This window comes from Flammeovirga sp. EKP202 (assembly GCF_014534745.1).
Taxonomy (GTDB): domain Bacteria; phylum Bacteroidota; class Bacteroidia; order Cytophagales; family Flammeovirgaceae; genus Flammeovirga.
In genome coordinates this window covers 1-19,846 of the sequence record NZ_JACVVP010000085.1, presented here as the reverse complement: position 1 = coordinate 19,846, position 19,846 = coordinate 1, and the positions used below count along the sequence as shown (strand labels likewise).

Annotated in this window: 16 protein-coding genes and 1 tRNA gene; 6 read left to right on the top strand and 11 right to left on the bottom strand. The window is 33.5% G+C overall.

What is annotated here, in order from left to right; translation table 11 throughout:
• Positions 1-2 precede the first annotated feature (2 nt).
• Positions 3-76 (top strand) — tRNA-Arg (locus IC221_RS28100).
• 70 nt (positions 77-146) lie between these two features.
• Here IC221_RS28100 and IC221_RS28095 read toward each other — a convergent pair.
• The 5 genes from IC221_RS28095 to IC221_RS28075 all read right to left on the bottom strand — a co-directional run bounded on the left by IC221_RS28095 (position 147) and on the right by IC221_RS28075 (position 6,644).
• On the bottom strand, positions 147-1,097 hold the full coding sequence (locus tag IC221_RS28095; protein ID WP_188172122.1) for a hypothetical protein: 951 nt from the start codon (positions 1,095-1,097) through the stop codon (positions 147-149).
• 67 nt (positions 1,098-1,164) lie between these two features.
• A complete protein-coding gene (locus IC221_RS28090; RefSeq protein ID WP_223241528.1) occupies positions 1,165-2,598 on the bottom strand; it encodes an alpha-amylase in 1,434 nt (477 codons plus the stop codon).
• A gap of 268 nt (positions 2,599-2,866) precedes the next feature.
• Entirely contained in the window at positions 2,867-4,720 is a 1,854-nt protein-coding gene (locus IC221_RS28085; RefSeq protein ID WP_188172120.1) for a helix-turn-helix domain-containing protein, read from the bottom strand.
• Positions 4,721-5,743: 1,023 nt separating this feature from the next.
• Entirely contained in the window at positions 5,744-6,178 is a 435-nt protein-coding gene (locus IC221_RS28080) for a hypothetical protein (RefSeq protein WP_188172119.1), read from the bottom strand.
• A 178-nt stretch (positions 6,179-6,356) separates the two neighbouring features.
• Positions 6,357-6,644 carry a hypothetical protein gene (locus IC221_RS28075; protein ID WP_188172118.1) on the bottom strand — a complete coding sequence of 96 codons (288 nt, stop codon included), beginning with the start codon at positions 6,642-6,644 and terminating at the stop codon, positions 6,357-6,359.
• Between the two features lie 155 nt (positions 6,645-6,799).
• Here IC221_RS28075 and IC221_RS28070 point away from each other — a divergent pair, with 155 nt between their 5' ends.
• Positions 6,800-7,324 carry a hypothetical protein gene (locus IC221_RS28070; RefSeq protein ID WP_188172117.1) on the top strand — a complete coding sequence of 175 codons (525 nt, stop codon included), beginning with the start codon at positions 6,800-6,802 and terminating at the stop codon, positions 7,322-7,324.
• Positions 7,325-7,445: 121 nt separating this feature from the next.
• On the opposite strand, the gene IC221_RS28065 is transcribed toward IC221_RS28070, so the two are convergent.
• Positions 7,446-7,955, bottom strand: a complete 510-nt coding sequence (locus IC221_RS28065; protein WP_188172116.1) for a hypothetical protein — start codon at positions 7,953-7,955, stop codon at positions 7,446-7,448.
• A 290-nt stretch (positions 7,956-8,245) separates the two neighbouring features.
• Here IC221_RS28065 and IC221_RS28060 point away from each other — a divergent pair, with 290 nt between their 5' ends.
• From IC221_RS28060 to IC221_RS28050, 3 genes are all read left to right on the top strand, one after another.
• Positions 8,246-8,797: a hypothetical protein gene (locus IC221_RS28060; RefSeq protein WP_188172115.1), complete on the top strand. Its 552-nt coding sequence runs from the start codon at positions 8,246-8,248 to the stop codon at positions 8,795-8,797.
• 98 nt (positions 8,798-8,895) lie between these two features.
• Positions 8,896-10,590, top strand: a complete 1,695-nt coding sequence (locus tag IC221_RS28055) for a histidine kinase dimerization/phosphoacceptor domain -containing protein (RefSeq protein WP_188172114.1) — start codon at positions 8,896-8,898, stop codon at positions 10,588-10,590.
• Between the two features lies 1 nt (position 10,591).
• A complete protein-coding gene (locus IC221_RS28050; RefSeq protein WP_188172113.1) occupies positions 10,592-11,344 on the top strand; it encodes a LytTR family DNA-binding domain-containing protein in 753 nt (250 codons plus the stop codon).
• Between the two features lie 588 nt (positions 11,345-11,932).
• Here the strand turns inward: IC221_RS28050 and IC221_RS28045 are convergent.
• Positions 11,933-13,216 (bottom strand): BamA/TamA family outer membrane protein, encoded by a 1,284-nt coding sequence (locus IC221_RS28045; RefSeq protein ID WP_188172112.1) that lies wholly within the window; start codon positions 13,214-13,216, stop codon positions 11,933-11,935.
• A gap of 653 nt (positions 13,217-13,869) precedes the next feature.
• Positions 13,870-14,073 carry a hypothetical protein gene (locus IC221_RS28040; RefSeq protein ID WP_188172111.1) on the bottom strand — a complete coding sequence of 68 codons (204 nt, stop codon included), beginning with the start codon at positions 14,071-14,073 and terminating at the stop codon, positions 13,870-13,872.
• 88 nt (positions 14,074-14,161) lie between these two features.
• On the opposite strand from IC221_RS28040, the gene IC221_RS28035 reads away from it, so the two are divergent.
• Positions 14,162-16,690, top strand: coding sequence for a CHAT domain-containing protein (locus IC221_RS28035; RefSeq protein WP_188172110.1), 2,529 nt, complete (start codon positions 14,162-14,164; stop codon positions 16,688-16,690).
• Here the strand turns inward: IC221_RS28035 and IC221_RS28030 are convergent.
• From IC221_RS28030 to IC221_RS28020, 3 genes are all read right to left on the bottom strand, one after another.
• Positions 16,661-17,176: a hypothetical protein gene (locus tag IC221_RS28030; RefSeq protein ID WP_188172109.1), complete on the bottom strand. Its 516-nt coding sequence runs from the start codon at positions 17,174-17,176 to the stop codon at positions 16,661-16,663. The genes IC221_RS28035 and IC221_RS28030 overlap by 30 nt on opposite strands.
• A gap of 63 nt (positions 17,177-17,239) precedes the next feature.
• Positions 17,240-17,890 carry an RNA polymerase sigma factor gene (locus IC221_RS28025; RefSeq protein WP_188172108.1) on the bottom strand — a complete coding sequence of 217 codons (651 nt, stop codon included), beginning with the start codon at positions 17,888-17,890 and terminating at the stop codon, positions 17,240-17,242.
• Positions 17,891-18,159: 269 nt separating this feature from the next.
• Positions 18,160-19,536, bottom strand: coding sequence for a sodium:alanine symporter family protein (locus tag IC221_RS28020; RefSeq protein ID WP_188172107.1), 1,377 nt, complete (start codon positions 19,534-19,536; stop codon positions 18,160-18,162).
• Positions 19,537-19,846: the final 310 nt, after the last annotated feature.

The window sequence follows — 19,846 nt, the reverse complement described above, 5'->3', positions numbered from 1 at the left end:
ATGGCTCCGTAGCTCAACTGAATAGAGCATCACATTACGGCTGTGAAGGTTCCAGGTTTGAATCCTGGCGGGGTCACTAAAAAAGGTCAGAATCGTAAGATTTTGACCTTTTTTGTTTTTAGAGAGTATATGATTGTTTTTTCTTTTTAAATCGACAGTTCCCCATTTAATATCACTTCCATTTTCTCCGGAAAAAATACATCTTCATCATAAAAAAGAACATTCTCAATCGGGAGTTTTATCTCATTAGGTGCATTATCAAGTTCTAAATTGGTATTTATACTAATTCTCTTGCCTTTCGCTAACCCTATCTTTTCATTAAATGAAGTCCACGCTACTGCTTCTTTTTGTTGGTCAATATAAAGGTGAGGAACTGGAGAAGTTATCCATAGATCCAACTCTGTATGATTGATCCAAGTGATTGTAAGGTTCAGTGTTTTCCCATCATAAATACAGTCAACATGACTGATCAAACCCGCCACATTCAATTCATTTTCTGAAATAATAATACCTTCTGCTCCTCTATTATCTCGTTTTGATTTTAGTTTTTCCTTTAAGTGTGCACTGATCTTCTCTTCTAACGTCAAGTTCTTTGGTGAGAGATGATAACTTTTTTGATTAGAAACATAAGGGAAGGTCTCTAAATAATAATTATATACTTTTGAATCGAGTTGAAATCGAAGATGCTGTAATTGACCTTTCTCCTGATAACTGATCATATAACTTCCTCTAAGAGGCCCTTTATCCTTAATTTGAGCGTATTTTAATGTATTATTATGAGGTCTGATGGTATGGGAAATTGTGGTATCATTTTCTACCCAAACTCTTTCCGAAATCAGATGGGCCGATGGCCTACTATCAATCGTTGACAATACCAAAGGTTCCAAATACCCTTCTCCCTCATAGTTTATTGTATAAATCAGTTCATGTGAATCGGGTATGGCCTTGATCGTAATGAGGCAGGGATTGTCATGCATTTTAAGGGTGGACTGATGGGCTTCATAACGCCATTGATCCTGCTCTTCTGCAACCTCTTTTTGTGAATGCTGCACATTACAAGCTGTAAATAAAAAAAGAAAAGGGATTAAAACTTTCATCGGCTTAAAAAAGAAAAGGAGTACCTGAAAATATTTCAGGTACTCGAAAACTAACTTGAAATGATAATTACTTCGTTGACCAGATCGAGAAACTTCTCGGAGGACATTGGATTTTCACCCAAGTACCACCTTGCGTCCAAGGTTCCCAATTAGAGTGTCCAGTATAATCTTTGATCTGTCTATTACTCCAGTTCGTTGGAATCCAACGCTCTTGCCAGTTATCGGAGTTATTGATGTAAACAACTAGTCCAGGGTTACCATTGTATCCATTTCTTCTTGCGATATATTCGTCATTATCTACATGAAGAATTGAGGTATTACCTGTTGCAAAGCTTTTGTGAATCCATAATAGGTTATCCATCATGTTTCTGTCTAACCATTCTTCATAATCTTGGTAGAACAAACAAGGGTATCCTTCATGCGTTAGGATATAAGCGTAGGCTAAGTGTTTGTTCCAAATCTCATCTGTATCGTGATTTGCTACGAATGTTACAGCTCTGTAACTATCTTTTTTCCATAACATATCGCTATTGAGCTCCCAAAGGTTGTTTCCGTCAAATGCTCTCTTCATTGCATAATATGCAGCAAAATCAAAAGCAGCTGACTTTCTATCTGTGTTATCTACCCACCATTTTAGTGTATTGGCATTTCCATCCCAAAGTTCACCCACGGCAAAACCACCTACATGATTCATCCACTCTTTAACGACCCAGCCGCCAAAGCCTTTCACATAATCAAATCTCCAACCATCAAAACCTAGATCGTTTTTGTAGTATTTTCCAACACTTTCGTTACTTCTCCATAACCAATCTTGTACGTAACCTTTTACGTGGCTTAAATCAGGGAACCCTCCAAATACGCCTTCGTCATTGTTAGCGTCTAAGTTCGGGTGGAAATCATTGTAAGTTCTGAAGAATTTACCTGATGCAGGCTCAAACTTTGTCCAAGTGTCAGTACCCGTGTAAGGGTTCGCTTCTAGTTGTCCTCCACTGTTGTGGTTCAATACAATATCAGCATACACTTCCATGTTTTGATTGTGCGCTTCACCAATCAATGATCTCAATTCAGAACCAGAACCAAATCTTGTTTCTGTTGAGCCCATTTGGTTATAATCACCAAAGTCAAAGTAATCCATTGGATCATACCCCATTGAGAAAGGACCGTTTTGTGCTTTTGAAGCGGGTGGTAACCAAATTGAACCAATCCCCTGATTACTCCAAGCGTCTAGTTTACCTTTTACGGTATTCCACCAGTTACCTCCTGCTGGAACATCCCAATAAAACGCTTGCATCATTACAGGTCCACCTGGGCTACTATAATATCTTGCGTTGGACCTTTCGTTTGTTACAAATGGTGCACCGTCGTGATTGGTCACCTGCAAATCCATGTTTGCTTTGGGTTCATGAGCTGGTATACTACCTTCTTCTTGCTCTAGAAATTGGTTACAAGAAAAACTCCCTATGGTAAGAGAGGAAAAAAGTAGAATTGATCTTAAATTCATTTTCATTTTTACTTAGATTAAACAATGAGCATCTTTTTAAGAGCATGTTTGCTAAAAAAATGTTCAATAGATTGATATTGCAATCTTACACATCTAAACAGGTTGTAATCGTCTAAGATTCATAAATTGAAATGAATAGGAGCAAAAAACAAGTCTCAATTAAATAATTTGACACTAATAACGCACACTTTATCAATTACTTACATCTTTTCACGTATTTATTACGTTTTATATTATTGAGACCTATTTTTTCTAAAAGCGATACGTATTATTCCTCTAAAATCTTCTTTACTGAAGATTTATTCATAAATTCTTTAGGGGTCATGCCCGTTGATTTTTTAAAAGCTCTATTAAAAGTACTTTTTGAATGAAAACCTACTTCGTAAGCTATGCTCAATAATGTACTTTTTTCTGCTTCCCCCATCATTACTTTCTGTGTAAAGGCTTTCACTCTATAATCATTCACCAGTTCTGAGAAATTCTTTTTGTAAGATTGTTGAATCAACTTTGTCAATTTATGAGAGGGAATACTCATAATCGTTGAAACTTCGTTGAGAGTAAGATCTTGTTTTGTATAAAGTTGCTCTTTTTCAAAAAGTACAGAAACCTGTTCCATGAATACCGTCAATTCTTTGTCATTGGAAGGAACATCTTCTTTTCGGTAAGAACTTTTTAATTCAACGGGCTTTAATAAAGCATGATATCGAAAGACCCATCCTGAAAGAAAAACCATATAAATAAATGTTGCATACCAAATGATATCATCAGAAAGGTCTTGCAAAAGAAAATCAGAAGGACTCAGTACGGATCTGTAAGCTTGTATAACAATAGAAATGATAAAAACGCCCATCAAAACCACCACACTTTTTTGATAGAGTAAAAATGCTTCTTTTGCCATTTTCACCACACTCCCTTGTAATGTTTCTGTGTTGTATTTCGTAAGTTTTTGTCTTGAAATATTCCAGGTATACATCACAACGGCCAATACTATCAACTTTATAAAAAGATTCAACACCGGATATTTACGCTCCAGGAAAGTCGTTAATAAAGGCTCTTCCTGATATACATACAGACTTACAACTAACAATAAACTAATGCTTAATACATAAACTCCTCTTTTGTAGCTTTTCCATTGTGTATATCGAAAGGTATAATTTTGTATTACGCCTATAGCTATAAATAAAACGGGGATAAACAGGTCATGCACTAAATGAAGTCCATTTAAGCTGTTTTTTAAAGGCATAAATAAAGAAGTCGCAAAAAGTAACGTTATCCCAAAACTCAACCCTATGATCAATAATGACATTTTAAATTGGGAATGCTCGTAATTGATCCAGGAGAAATAAATAAACAAGAGTAAGAGGTGAAACAAGATAAATTGCGTCAGAGGTGTTAAACCCCATACTTTTCCTTTGTAAACATCCTCCCAATCTTCAATTTGAAGGATTATTGTTTCAGGTCCTTTGCTTTGATGAAAATACGCTCTATTGGGTCTGTATTTTCCATTAGACAAACACTCTGTAGAGGACCAACTTCCTCTCGTTACCTTAAATTGAAACTGAGAAATAGTGGAAGGTAGTGTCAACGCGTAAACACCTTCTCCATTTTTCTGAAATTGATATTCTGTATTAAAAGGGTCCCAATTATTAAAATCGCCCGTCAGGAAAAACCTTGATTCATAAGGAGTAGAAGCAGGTAATTCTTCCAACAAGATAGTGGTTTGACCTGCCAAATCTTCCCAACCTAATACATCAATAAAAACAGTATCGGCTTCATTTTCGGAAATAAAAACTCGGTTGGCTTTAGGTTTTCCATCTTGCGTTGATTCTACTTTCTCCCAACTCCCTCTCGTGATTTTATACTCAAAAGCATTCAGACTTGAAGAAATACTAGTAACCCATTGCCCCTTTTGATTTCGATGGAATTGATATTTTGTATCTGACGGATTCCATGCATTAAAAGAACCTACCAAAAAAAGGGAGGCCTCTTGAGGATGATGCAACGGAAGTTGGTGAATTACAAAATGAACCGCTTCAACTGAAGTTGATAAAAAAAACGTACAGATGAAGGTGAAGTAAGTCGATAATCGTTGGTAATAATTCATTTTCATAGCGTCATTCATTTTCATTTTCTGGTTGACATCAATATACTACCATCAGACAATAGGATAAACTTTCTTCCTCTTTTTATGATTTCCAATGTAAAAAAAGGCCTAACATTGAATATTATTAGACCTTTAGGGGTATTTTATTAAACTTAAAATCACTCACTTTTAATCCATCTTTCTACAAGATTTTATCGGAACTACTTTCAAACTTCCTTCTTCTTCATTTTTGTCTTAACACAAAAACGAAGCAAAAAAGTCAAGGCTTTGAAGTCAAAAGACAAAAGGTTTTATCATAATCTTCTAAAATGCAGTGCTGTAGGGACGTTGCATTGCAACGTCCTCACGAACCACGATACACTACCATTTATCCATCATAAAAGTAATCACATTAATTAACGAAAATATAGTTTACAATGTATTTACTCATCATCAATTCACGACTTAATTTGTGGGTTAATGGTGAATGAAAATATGGTATTTATATTCGAAGTCAGGAGACTTCGCCAATGATCAATTCCAAGTGACGCTCGCGCTTAACACTTGAAACATGGTGAGTACACAGTAAACTAAATTATCGAATATTTATGGTATTTAGAAATCAGGAGATTTCTGCTGATTTTTAGAACACGAATGACACTATCGCTTAACATTCGCGCCAGTGGACTTTCTACCCAATTCATTTGCTACTTCTTCCCCCGGCCTTGAAGGGAAAAGCGTTAAAAATTTCATGGATTGAGCCGTTAAAAATGATTTTGCTGTTTGAGCGCAGCGAGTTTAAAATCATTTAGGCGAAAGGAATGAAATTTAGCTTTTGACTTCTAAGCCTTGAATTTTTTGCTTCGTTTTTGTTTCAAGACAAAAATGAAGAAGAAAGAAGCTTGAAAGTAGACCCTATAAATGCTTGTAGAAAGATCGATTAAAAGTTGATGATAATTTAGTTTACAATGTATTTATATTCGAAGTCAGGAGACTTCGCCAATAATCAGTTCCAAGTGACGCTCACGCTTAACACTTGAAACATGGTAAGTTTACAATAAACTAAAAGAAAATCGTCGTCCCTACCCTAAAGGTTTGACCATAAGTTTGGTCAGCCTTATAAAAACCAGAAAGTTGTAGTTTTTCTTTTAAAGAATATGCCACCAATACCTCACAAGCAAAATTGGTTGTGGCATATCTAAAATCAGGTAATTGAACGATAGGTGTCACCTGCATATACATTTTTTGACTAAGCACTATGGGTGTTATCACTTGAAAAGTCATACCGTGCATCGCTGTATTTTCTCCATTTTCATTGATCTGTCCTGCTTTTTCAGACATATACTGGTAAGAAATAATGGGGAAAAACTGTATTCTTTCAAAAGCCATTACCCCCAAAGTAAGTCCTGGTGCCACCACCCAACGTCCCGTCCCCAAACCTTTATCTACATTACCTGTAGGGCTATAAACATCTATAGATGGTCCAAATGCACCCAATAGTTTATCATAATTTTTATAAGTACTAAGTCAAAAATAAATGATAACTAATTCTTATTTATTTTTTGGGAGTACAACGCTAAAAAACGTATGAATAGTGGTTCTATTTAGCGTTTTTTAAAGGAAGTAATCGCAAAATAATAAATAGAATTAGTGGTATATAATTTTGTCTTAGTACTTAAGGCAAATAAAAATAGCGTAATCTGATATCACCAATCCCCGTTTCATTCGTCTGAGTATTGGTTAAAATTGGTAATTCTCCAAGAATCAGATGTTTTTCCGAAGGAGCAATGATAAATGAATTCCTCAAACCATATTGATTTTGGCTTCCCGCACTTTCAAACTGAATATCCACTTGAGAATAAAAGTTGGTCGGTTTGGAAGCATCTATTGGTGCATCTTGTGCCATTACCGAATGCACAAACAATAAAAGGAAAGCCAATAGGCTGAATAATAATTTTTTCATATCGATTCGTTTTACAATGTCTTTTCTCTCACAGAAGGGAAATCGATACGCTTAATCCCTATTTCAATTATTTTTTAGGGGTTCCTCTCCCCCTTTACCCTTTTCTAGATGAAAGAGAGACATCTCAAAAATCATACATCAGAAAACATACGAAAATGAAAAACAGTATCTATCCTTCCCTTCCTTACTTCTTCATCTTGGCGTTGCTCCTACTCACTATCGGTAACCTATCTGCACAAGAGCGTCCCAAAGGGTTTCTCTCCGTGACAACGTCGGGTTCTAATGTGATGCAGAGAAATGCTCATTCAGGTATTTTGAGTGTAGATTATAATCATTATATCAATGATACTTGGATGATTGGCACTTCTATCATCGGTGATTGGGAAAATGAAAATGGTATCAATCAGCCTTTTAAAAGCTCAATTGCCATTTATGGTACTTACCTTTTTGGTAAAAATAAACACTGGGGTATTGGTGGCGGTTATGCCAAAGACATTGTCAGTGGAAGTGATTTTAAATTCGGCAATGATTACGTAGATGGCTTCTTAATGTATTTTATCCCCATTAAAGGCATTGGTTATATCTGCCCAAGAGTAGGCTATGTGCATGATATACAGGACCAAGAACAAAGTATTTCGGCAGGGGTGAGTTTTAGTTTTCCTATCGGAAACAGAAAATAAAAAAAGGTACTCCATCATAAAGATGAGAGTACCTCCTACAACATGTAACAAAATTGACCGGCAGAACCGATCTCTTTTGCAAAGTAAGTCTAATGTGTATTCTGAAATTTGATTATTAGTATTATTTGGTAATATGAAATAATAGTTTCGGGTGAAGAACGGGGTTAGTCAACTTATTGGCTGTCCAAAAACACCTAATAATAATATCGCTATCACTTGCAGACTGCATATGAATCCACAAGTTGTTTAAACTCATTTTTTTTGTAATACCTTGGATATGGGACGACCCGATTTTTGAGATCATGCCCTGAGGAAACATTTTCATGACATGATTAGGTACTATATCACCCTCTCTGTAGATAGTAGGCGTCACTTCTATCCACTTTTCTCCTTCATAGTAACCTATGGCAGGAACGGCTTTTTGTGTTTTAAGCTGCTTGACCAATGCATCTGAAATATAATATTGGTCATTGGACAAAAAACACAACTCTATTCCCTTAGGAACTTTAGTAAACTTGTCTTCCACATGTTCGTAAGTTCCGAAAACGATAAAATCACCTTCCTTTGATTGAAGAAAATCACTTTCCACAAGTTGATTAGTTTTGTTATCTCCGTCTATGTTTTGTGACATCGTCATTAATAGTTTCCTTTTTGGTACGTCTGCAAGTAATAACATTCATTTAAGAATAAAAACAACAATTGAGTGAGTGGTACTATTTTTTTAGTAAACGGATTTTTTCTTGGGATTTGATGAAAAAGTATGCAACTTTAATGAGAAACATAGGTAAAGAAAACACTCTCTTTTTAATCAGATATCCATCTTTTCAATGATTTTTTAGAGTGTTCTATTTTACGCTATCTATTTATGGAATGTTTATTCTATAAACTTATTACAAACTATTTTAAAATTAATTACTGACTATGTCTGAACAACTAGTTGCTCCCAACGTCATTGAGGTTGAGCTTTACGCTGATGAAATCATCAAAAACTTCAACAACATGTACACTGAAACAGGTTCTCCTGTCCAACCTGTAGTCATTGATCCTTTTGTAAAAACAGATATCAGCGGTATCAAAAACATCAAATCTGGAGAAACAATTACTGTCAAACTTGCCCAAGACACTGTAGACAAATTAAAAGCAAAGTTGATCTACCTCCAAGTACAAAACTTGACAACCAACTCTAAAGACATTATGGGTAAGATGGCTTGGTCAAAGTATTTTGACTTTAAAGACCCTGCTGATAAAAAGCTCACCACAGTGGCTCCTAATGGCTGTATTTATTTTGAGCCAGGCGATGATGGCGAAATCAATGCAAAAACCGTCAAATTTAAGGATAAAAATGATGATATTTTAATCTCTTATTATGTCGTGCTTAAATTCAAATTGAAGGATAATAATGGAGATGTACAAAAGTACTATTGTATTATTGATCCTATTATGGGTATTAGTAGAGATCAAGGAGGTGTATGAATAGCAAGAAATATATTATAATATTTTTTTTCTTATGTATTAACAACCTATCAGCTCAAAACAAAAATCTAGCTGATAGGTTTATTGAATATTTAGAATTGAATATTGATAATCTTACAGAAGATTCAATAGCAATTTATTATTCAAATATTGGTTTCAATCTCAATAATATAGAAGGACTTCAGTATTTAGAAAAAGCATTAAAGCTTTCTCAAAAAAGCAAAAACCTAAAATTACAATCAAGAGTATTAGAAAATTTATCCCATAGTAATAGAATCCTAGGCAATAAAGTAAAAGCGATTGATTATATTCTAAAAGCGATTGAAATCAATAAAACCTTTAAAAATAAATATTTAGAAGCTCTTAATTATTCACAACTTGCAGGAATTTATTACGCTGATAAAGATTACTTAGAAGCTAAAAAGTATTATGAAATAGCACAATCTACTTATCCCAAAGAATTTAAATCAGGCTCAAAACATCGTATTATAAATTATATGTCACTGTTGTTAAATACAGGGGATACTTATCGAATATTAGAAGATTATGATAAAGCAATCCATTTATTTTCAAAAGTTCTTAATCTAAATGAACAAACAGAAAAAGATGAAATAGTTTTTGGGTATGCACATGGAAATTTGGGTATGACTCAGATGTCAATTCAACAAACCTTTGAAGCTGAAAAAAATCTAAAGCTAGGTGTCCACTATTTAAAAAGAGTTGGAGATGATATTACTGCGGAAATTTTCAGAGTAGAGCTAGGAAAATTACGTCTACAAGAAAATAAAGAAGAATTTGCGGAAAGTCTATTTCTCAATGCGTATAGTAACTTTAAAGCGCTACATGCCAAAGAACAAATCAGAGATATCACTGAATTGTTATCTTCATTCTACGAAGAAAGAAATCAATTTGATAAAGCATTATTCTACGAAAAAGAAAAAGAGATTTATAAAGACTCATTGATCAACAAAGAATCTATCAAAAAAATAGAACAAGCTAAGCATCAAATGGAACTCAATGAAATGGAACACGAAATGGAACTTCTCAGACAAGAAGCAAAATTTCGTTTTTATATTTCAATGGCTATCGTTTCTATAGCACTTATTTTAGTAGGTTTTGGTGTACGTTTCTATTTTGAATCTGTCAAAAAGAAAAAAATCAACATTACACTTCGTCAGCAGAGAGATATGCTTGCTGAAAGAGAAGAAGAGAAAGCACTTTTATTAAAGGAGTTAAACCATAGAGTAAAAAATAATTTACAAATGATCTCCAGTCTATTGAATCTTCAAAGTAGAAAGCTAGGGGATCATCCTGCCGTTAGTGCCATTGATTCTGGCCGATTTAGGGTGGAAGCCATGTCGTTAATCCATCAAAAACTATATCAAAAAGACGTTCATACCGAAATTGAAATTGATACTTACCTCCAAGAACTTGTTTTGAACCTGATGTACAGTTTTCAAGCTTCATTCACACCTACTTTCAATATCAAACCTGTCATGCTTCATATCGACAAAGCCATACCGATGGGATTAATTGTCAATGAATTTGTTACAAATGCCATGAAATACGCTTATGAAGGTGTTGAAGACCCTAAAATGTGGATTGACTTGAAGGAAATCAAGGGGGAAATTATTGTAAAAGTAAAAGATAATGGTGTCGGTATTCTTAAAGGAAAGTCTGGGGGGACTAATTTCGGGTTGAACTTAGTAGACTCTTTGGTCAAACAATTAGATGGTAAAGTGTCTTACGAAACCGACCGCGGAACTACTTGTGTATTAATGATCAACAAATAATATGAACAATCAAATCAATATATTAATTGTAGAGGATGAGATACTGCTGGCTCAAGACTTACAATTACGCTTAGAAAGCAATAACGACTACAAAACTACCGTGGTACAAAGTTACGGTGAAGCCATAAAGGTATTATTTACCACCAAAATGGATTTCCTTATCATTGATATCACCCTTAAAGGAGAAAAAACAGGTATCGACCTCGCTAATAGTGTGAACGAAAACTTCAACCTCCCTTTTATTTTCTTAACGTCTCACGCAGACCAACAAACTTTTGACCAAGCAAAATTAGCAAAACCACATGCTTACCTTTTAAAACCCTTCAATGACAGAATGATCAGTATGTCTATTGACCTTGCGATTTCCAACTTCAACAGTGCGCTGATGGAGGAAGATTCTGAAGCAGAAGAACAAACAAGTCCTACCAATAAAAATTCCCCTGATTCACTTTTTATCAAACATGACAATAAGTTCAAGAAAGTTGCAATCAGTGATATTATCTACCTTGAAGCTGATAGTAACTACACCATCATCCATACACAAGAAATGGATTATACCTATGCGATTGTATTGAAAAAAATTCAAGAAAAAATCAATCATTCCAATTTCCTTAGAATTCATAGGAGCTATATCATCAATACTAATTATGTTACTGCTTTTGAAAATAACGCTGTAACACTAAATGAAGATCATCAACTTCCTGTCAGTAGACAACATAAAGATGAAATGTATAGACGTTTTCAGATGATATGAGGCGAATTAAAGATTATCGCATAATAAACTAAGTTCTCGAATATTTAGAAATCGGGAGATTTCTTCTAATCTATAGGACACGAATGCCGCTATCGCTTAACATTCGCACCAGTGGACTTTGTACCCAATTCGTTTGGTAGTGATTTCCTCGGCCTTGAAGGGAAAAGCGTTAAGAATTTCATTTATTGAGCCGTTAAGAATGATTTTGCTGTTTGAGTGCAGCGAGTTTAAAATCATTTAGGCGAGAGAAATGAAATTTAGCTTTTGACTTCTAAGCCTTGAATTTTTTGCTTCGTTTTTGTTTCAAGACAAAAATGAAGAAGAAGGAAGTTTGAAAGTAGACCCTATAAATACTTGTAGAAAGTTCGATTAAAAGTTGATGATAATTTAGTTTATAATGTAGTTAGATAAAAAAGCATTCAAGATACAGTAAAAGGCCAACTGTTTTCATACTTTAGATTTTTTTTCAATTAATGTATATCCAATTTTGTTAGGCACAATTTCATTTCTATACTACTGTAAATCAGATATTAAAAAAGGCTATAATGAACATGCATCATAGCCTTTAATTTATAAATCTCAATCGCTTTAGAATGTCTCATTCAAGCTCAAGAAAAGTCCTTTTGCACCATAATCTCCCCAAGCATAATCAAGGGTAATATTGGTTCTTGACTTTTTATTGAGCATACATCTTAAACCTACTCCGTAACCAAAGTTGTAGTTTTGGAAAAGGTCAATATCAGCATGAGCACTACTTGCTGTTGTTGCATTAGCAAACGCTACAGCACCTAATAAATTAGGATTCTTGTGTGTTCCAAATAGATGTGCTCTATATTCTAATTCAGTGTAAACAATATTTTCTCCTCTGAATCTACCTTGAGTATATGCTCTTCCTGATCGACCAAATTGATCCCAACCAAGAGCTGGTAAATTCATATAAGGGGTAATACCAGAAGTTATAAAATTACCATATCCCCAAAAGGCCAACATATGATTAGGCTGCAAACCTGATTTCTTTTTACCAAGAGCAAAATAGTCTCTATACTCTAGCCACAATGAACTAGAAGACTTCGTACTTCCCATCCATTCAGGATTTATTCGGTAGGTTAACAATGCGTACCTCCCTGTATAAGGATTAGCGGCATTATCTCTACTGTCATACATTAAGTTCAATGAAACACCAGAAAGTACATACTCTTCATCATTGATACCATAGTGGTCAGAATATGCCTTGTGGCTTGAGTAACCATGCTCTTCATAGTAAACATCTTTGATATCATAGTGATAATCCATATGGTACCCTACACCTGCATAAAAGTTCTTTTTGACTTTAAACAATGCCGTCTCATGGAACCTGAAATATTTAAATTCCAATAGTTGAGGGTCTTGTCCTGGAGCGAAACCTTCACCATAACTTCCTGCTAAAGATTTATCATCAGCTGGTCCAGTACCAAGTCCAAAAGTAGGTTGTGATGTATCAAACATTCTCCAATCTCCCAAGAAGATCATTTTATCCTCTGGCATATAAATGTTACTCTTATAGGTAAACATCAACTGATTTTTGGTAGAATAGGTCAAAGTTCCTAATGATGTGGACATACGTGTATTGGACGGATCGCCCAAGAACATATTAAATGATCCTGCAAAACCATATAGCACACCAAATGTAGGGTTGGATGCTACAATTGGTAAAGGTGCAGCATAAACTTTTCCCTTTTGTGGTGTTTCATCTTCGTTTTTAGCTTTCTTTTTTTCTTTATTACTCTCATCAATTGTAATGTTACTCGTAGTATCAGAAGAAGTAAAAGCTTGAACCCTATCAAAAATGAAAAAGTTCAAAGTTAATAATAAGGATAGTATTTTAGTTTTCATTTCTAATTAAATTCGTTGTATATGAATTAGAAACAAATATATCTATTTAGTTTAATATCAACCATAATACAATAATTTTTTAGTTCATACTTAAACATTATTAAGAGGTGACTATAAATTCATGTATTATTTTCTTCAAAAGATTGAGTAGTAAAATTTAAGAGAGGGACACATATCACCTAGATTAAGATAAAAGTAAAGCTCACCCAAATCTTTAGGTGAGCTTACTATACTAGAATCATTTTCTCAGCACTATTACTACAAAACATCTGCTCTCATTAGAGTATAATAAATCCCGTTTCAACTCGCCTTTTTATAGGACAAAGATTTATTAGCAGTTGTAAGATTGTTAGTACTTTCTTGCTTTCTGTGATAGTCTACTATTGTTATAAATACTAATTGTGTGTTTACTTCATAGATAGTTTCAGGTATTATAAAATTTTCAATGTCGGTGGTTTTAGCTTTTAAAAAAGAGGGCTACTACAAAGAGTAGCCCCTTTCCATTTTTAATTGGTTAGTTTTAGCGACTCATTTCAATTAAATTACTGCTTTATCACTTATAATATTTTTCAGAATACAAATCGTATTTTCAATATCTTTTTATATTACTGAAGAATTTCATTGTATATATTTATCTAAAGTATCTTCTCCTTTTAGTTCATTGCCTCATCATTAGTAGAAGTTACATTCTCTTCTAATCCGATAAAGTTTACTTGATTAGCATTAGTAACACTGTCTTGTAGCATATGATAGCTATTCAAATCAGATGGTGTAATACTTTCATCCTCAACATATTCACATGATGAAAGAATTAAAATAAATATGGATACTACACTAAAAAATTTTAACTTTAACATAATAGATTCTTCTAATGATAGTTACTTGACTTACTTTCTATCTATTAGACTCGGTATTCTTGAAATGCCACCACTTAATTTCAAAAAAATGAAATTTTTTCTTTTTTTAACATTTATTTGCTTTTTGTTCTTTTCTGCGAAAGCTCAGAATTATGATGATGCAGCTCTTAAAAAGAAAGCTTTTAACGCTTTTAATAATAGAGAGTTTGATTCCTCTATTTATTATTTTACGCAGATTGAAAAACAAACCAAAAACCTAAATAATAAGATTTTTAGTCAACGTGCATTAGGGCATATTTACGGTAAAGAGAAATTAGATCTTACAAAAGGAATAACATGGCTAAAAAAAACTGTTGAAACTATTGAGACAGAATCAAATGAAAATAAGCCTTCTTCATATACGCTATCGCTTCAATTTTTAGGTGACTATTACTTGTATTTGGGTAAAAATGATTCGGCTGAATATTTTTTAAAAAAAGGATGCCTCACTTATTTAAATAATAAAGAAAAATTTAAAAATAGTTATTATATACTCAGCAAATTCAATACGTTTTTTTACCGAAGAAAAGAATATAACCTGAGTAAAGAAATTTTAAATACACTTATACAAAAGAATAATAGAGATTATAATATCTTAAGTAATTATTTAAGTCTATGTATTCAAATTAATGATTCCCTAGAAATAAAAAATACTGTTGAAAAAATAAATAAGTTAGAAAAAACTCGAGCTGGAGGTCACTTTTTTTATCTTGGAGAGTATGCCCTAAAGGGGCTTCACTATAATGAAGCTATTGAATATTATAACTCTTACATCAAACAATATAATTTCTTCTTTCAAAATCCCGGCGATTATATTTACAGTAACGATGAAATCAAGATAAGGCACTATTATATAGCAAGGGCCTATTTACAAATCTCTCAGTGCTATAGAGGACTTGAAAATGACAGTAAGAGGTTAGAATACCTCCTTAAAGCAAAAAGAGAAATCCAAAAAGGGCTTTCCTTTCCTACTCAAGATATGAATGTCATGGCTTCTGAAATCTATAGAGCTTTAGATATCTATCATCATGAACATGAAATACTCACAAGTATCAGCTATATAGATTCTGCTCAGTCACTGATTGAGAAGCAATTATTGGTGCATGAAAAGGATACTAATCAGGTTTTATTAAATCAATTGATACTCCAAAATTTCTATAAGGCTGAATTTTCAGGGGATATCGTTGAACAGGAAAAGTATTATTGGCAGTCTTATTTAATGCTCAAAAAATTTGTCGGTAACCAGTATAATGATGATGATCAACTGTATCAATTTAAAAACCTGAGAGAGATTCAAGATCAATTAGTCATCTTTTTCACTCGTTTATACAAGGGGTCAAACAATAAAGAAGATTTATATAAGGTTTTAGAAATTATAGAAAATTCAAAATCAAATATTCTCTATAAAAGAAGTCAAGGTTTGGAGAATCTAACCTTTGAGCAATATATCAAAACCCCTGATCTCGATAATCTCAGAAATAAAATCAATAGTCCACCTTTACTAAGCAGCCGAGAAATTCAAAAGTATTTTAAAGAATATTACGATGGAAAGTCTTTTGTTTCTTACTATCCTTTAAAGGAAGGGTTAATTATGGTCGGGTATATTGATGGAGATTTCTTTTTAGAAACCAAATGTCTTCCAGATGTTTGGAATGACTTGATTAAGAGTGTACACAAAGAGCTAAGTGAAAGTAATCTCTTTATCGACCGATCATTTAATCATCAACTTTTAGAAATTGGAGAGTTTTTAGTTCCAGATAAATTAAAAAATGCAAAGGATAAAAGGGTTGTTTTTTCTCCATCGGGTAACCTTACTTTTATTCCTTTTGAAATCCTAAAAACAGGAAAAGGATATTATTTAGAGCAATGGGCTATTTCTTATAGCTTTTCACTACATCATGAATATTCTATTCAAAGACCTATTGATGAAGATTATGATCCGATAGAAATTCTTGGTGTTGCTCCTTACAATAAGATCAATCTTCCTTTCTCATTGGATGAGTTAAAGGCATTTACAGACAACATATTAAGTGATAAAGAAGCGAGTATGGAAAATACGCTTCAAAGAATCAATGATATTAATATTCTACACCTTGCTACTCACACCACAATTAGTAAAACCGCAAAAGATTCGAATATAGAGTTCTATCCGGGAGATAAAACGCAAAAGTATTCATTGAGTTTTAATGAAGTAGCCAACAAAAATTTATCCCATTTACAGCTAGTATCTTTGAGTAGTTGTCACTCGGCAGACGGTCCCTACATTGATGGTGAGGGAATCCTTAGTTTACAAAGGGCTTTTGCCTATGCCAGTGTACACTCCATATTAGCTAGTAAATGGGATGTGAATGATGAGGTATCTTCAATTATTATGGCTAGTTTTTATGACTATATAAAACAAGGCTGGGAAAAGGATATTGCACTTCAAAAAGCGAAAAAGGATTTTTGGAGTGACAACCCTTCCCTTAAAATCAACCCCATTTATTGGGGCAACATTGTTTTATTTGGAGACTCTGACCCAATATCTTCATCAAGTCTTCAAAAAACTTTAATTGAATATCTTCCTTTTGAGTTTTAATAAGTAAATATCATATAGGAGATAATTATCAATTTGATTGAAATACAAATGTTCCTCGTCATTTTGTATTTTTACCATTAATTGATCAACCTGATCATAATCTTCTAAACCGAGACTGGCATTCAAAAGAAACCAATCTTTGTGATCTGACTCGGGAAGATCATTCAAAATTTCTACTGCCTCTTCATAGTTTTCTGAGTTGATTTGCTGCAATGCAGCTTCTAAACGAGGTGGGTCTTTCTCGTTTTCAGACTGAGAGCTCCTAGTGTAGTTAGTGTAACACTTCTCTTCTATAATTGACCTTGTATCTAGCTGTACAAGATAAATCGAGAAAAAGGAGAAGAGAAGTATCGCAGCCGCTGAAGACCACCTTACGCTAAGTGTCACAAGGTTGTCTTCTTTCTTCATCTGAGCCCTCACGCCTTTTACGTCTTGAGAGATTTTCTCAAGATAAAGTCGTTCTTCTATAATTTTTTCTGACAACATACTTCGATATTTTTAGTTCTATTTATTAGACTCCAAATCCTTGATTTGTCACCATTTATAGGATTATTTTTTATCAAGACACTCTGAAATATTGTCTAACAAATCACTAATTTTCTCTGTTGAATTTTCTAATCCTTTACGTAAATAATTGATGCATCTACTCTTTTTATTTCTTATAAATTTCTCTGAAGTATACTTCCCTTCAAACTTCGTAAGTATCTCTTCATAAGTAAGTTGCTGAAAATAAAAGTAGGTTAAAAGCCGTTGACAATCCTCTCCAATTTTGTTTAAAAGTTCTCTAAACCTATGCTTGGTATCGAGGTCATCTCCGTCGGCCAAAGGTAGTTCATCAGTGAAGTCTATATCTTCATCTCGTTTACCATCTACAGTCATATTATCATAAGAAACATCATAGCGATTTCTCTTTTTCAAAGTAGATAACCACATGTTTTTAGAAATAGTAAATAGATAGGTTGAGATATGAGCTTCCCCTTTAAATTGATCTTTATCGATACTCCAAATGACTTTTGCTATAGCATCTTGAAAGATATCCTCAGCATCTTCATTCGTACCGTTCATCTTTATGATTAAAACTTTTACCTTATCATAATACAATTTATATAGTTCTCTAATCGTTTTCTCATAATTCTTTCGGTTTTTGATGTTTTCTATTATCTGCTTGGATGAATAGCTATTTTTTTTAATGAAAAACATAGTAAGGTTTTGTTGCCGCTAATTTAGAGGAATGTTACAAAAGCATTTAGGTTTATTTTCCCTTTAGAGCCTATTTCAATCACGCTCTTTTATATCAAATCAAAATTAATTACAATCTATTCTTGATTTGGTACTTATTCAAATTAGAGTATTAAATCATAAAAGACAAAATTCTCATAATTTTAAGTTGTAAGTTTTGATACAAAAAAGTGATAATCAAACAAGAACAAATTTGATTATCACCTTTTTAAAAAAATATTTTTAGGATTTTATTTTTTTTCTGCTTCCATTCTTTCAAAGTAATCTACCGCTGCTGCTCTTACTTTGGGAGATAATAACAATGCTCCTAACATCGTTGGAATAGCCATGGTTGCGTATACTCCATCAATTAAATTAATGATAGCATCTAGCTTAATCACTGACCCTACTACAATGGTAACCACGTAGAAATAATTAAAGTAATGTTTCTTATCAGCTCCAATTACATAGCCAAGACATTTTGTGCCATAGTAAGAGAAGGAGAATAAAGTGGTTAAAGCGAAAAACAGTACACAAAGAGATAAAATAATTGGTCCTACAGTTGGAAATACTGCTCTAAATGCTTCTGTTGTCAGCAATACTCCATTTACATCGGATGCTGACTCATCGTATACTCCTGATGATAAAATAGCTAAAGCAGTCATTGTACAAACCACAATCGTATCGATAAATGGACCAATCATAGCCACTAAACCTTCTCGTATAGGCTCCTCTGTCTTAGCTGCTCCATGCATCATAGGTGCTGTACCAATTCCTGCTTCATTGGAGAATGCTGCTCTTTTAGCTCCAATAATTATTACTGCTCCAAGTGCTCCTCCTGCTACTGATTCAAAATCAAAAGCGTCCGTAAAAATACTTGTGATAATGCCAGGTAATTTTTCAATATTCAATCCAATCATTGAAAGTACGGCTGCTACATAAATAACAACCATTACGGGGACTAATTTCCCTGCAACTTTACCAATTCTTTCAATCCCCCCAAAAATCACAAATGATACTATAATCATGATACAGATACCAATAATTAAATTCATCATATCAACGCTTAACGTAGATGACACGCTTTCCGGTAATACAACAGTTCTAACTACCTCTGTTAACTGATTAGCTTGAAACATTGGAGTTACACCTAACAAACCTGCTAAGGCGAAAAACATTGCTAATGGTTTCCATTTTTTTCCTAAACCTTCTTCTATATAATACATTGGTCCTCCTTCTGCATGACCATGAGAATCATGACCTCTATACATTACAGATAATGTACAAGTAAAGAATTTAGTCGCCATACCAAGTAATGCACTTACCCACATCCAAAATAATGCACCTGGTCCGCCTGTTACAAGTGCTACTGCCACTCCACTGATGTTTCCCATACCCACGGTAGCCGCAATTGCTCCAGACAATGCCTCATAGTGGTCAATATCTCCTTCAGCATCTGGATCATCGTACTTTCCTCTTAATACATCAATCGCATGTTTAAAATATCGGAATGGTAAAAATCTTGAATATATCGTAAAAAATAACCCTCCTCCTAAAAGTAAAAGTAACAAAGGAGTACCCCAGGCTGCTGAGCTAAAAGCAGCACAAAATTCTTCGAAATGTTTCATTTATATGTTTTATTAATCTAGTATGAGTTGAGAAATAAAGTGATATCATAAACGAATATCTACTTTATTTTTATAGTGTTAATTGAATTCCTCGTAGTAATATGATCTCAAAATATTTGTAATCACATTGTATTCTAAGTACTTAAATAATTATTGTATTCGCAATTATATTATTAAGTATTAGTAATCGGTAAGTTGGATAGATTTTAGTTTGAGCAATTATATAAAATGAATAAACACAAAAAAAGGTTAGTCAACATCTTGTGTTAACTAACCTTCTGTATTTAATGAATGTGGCGCCGACTTACTC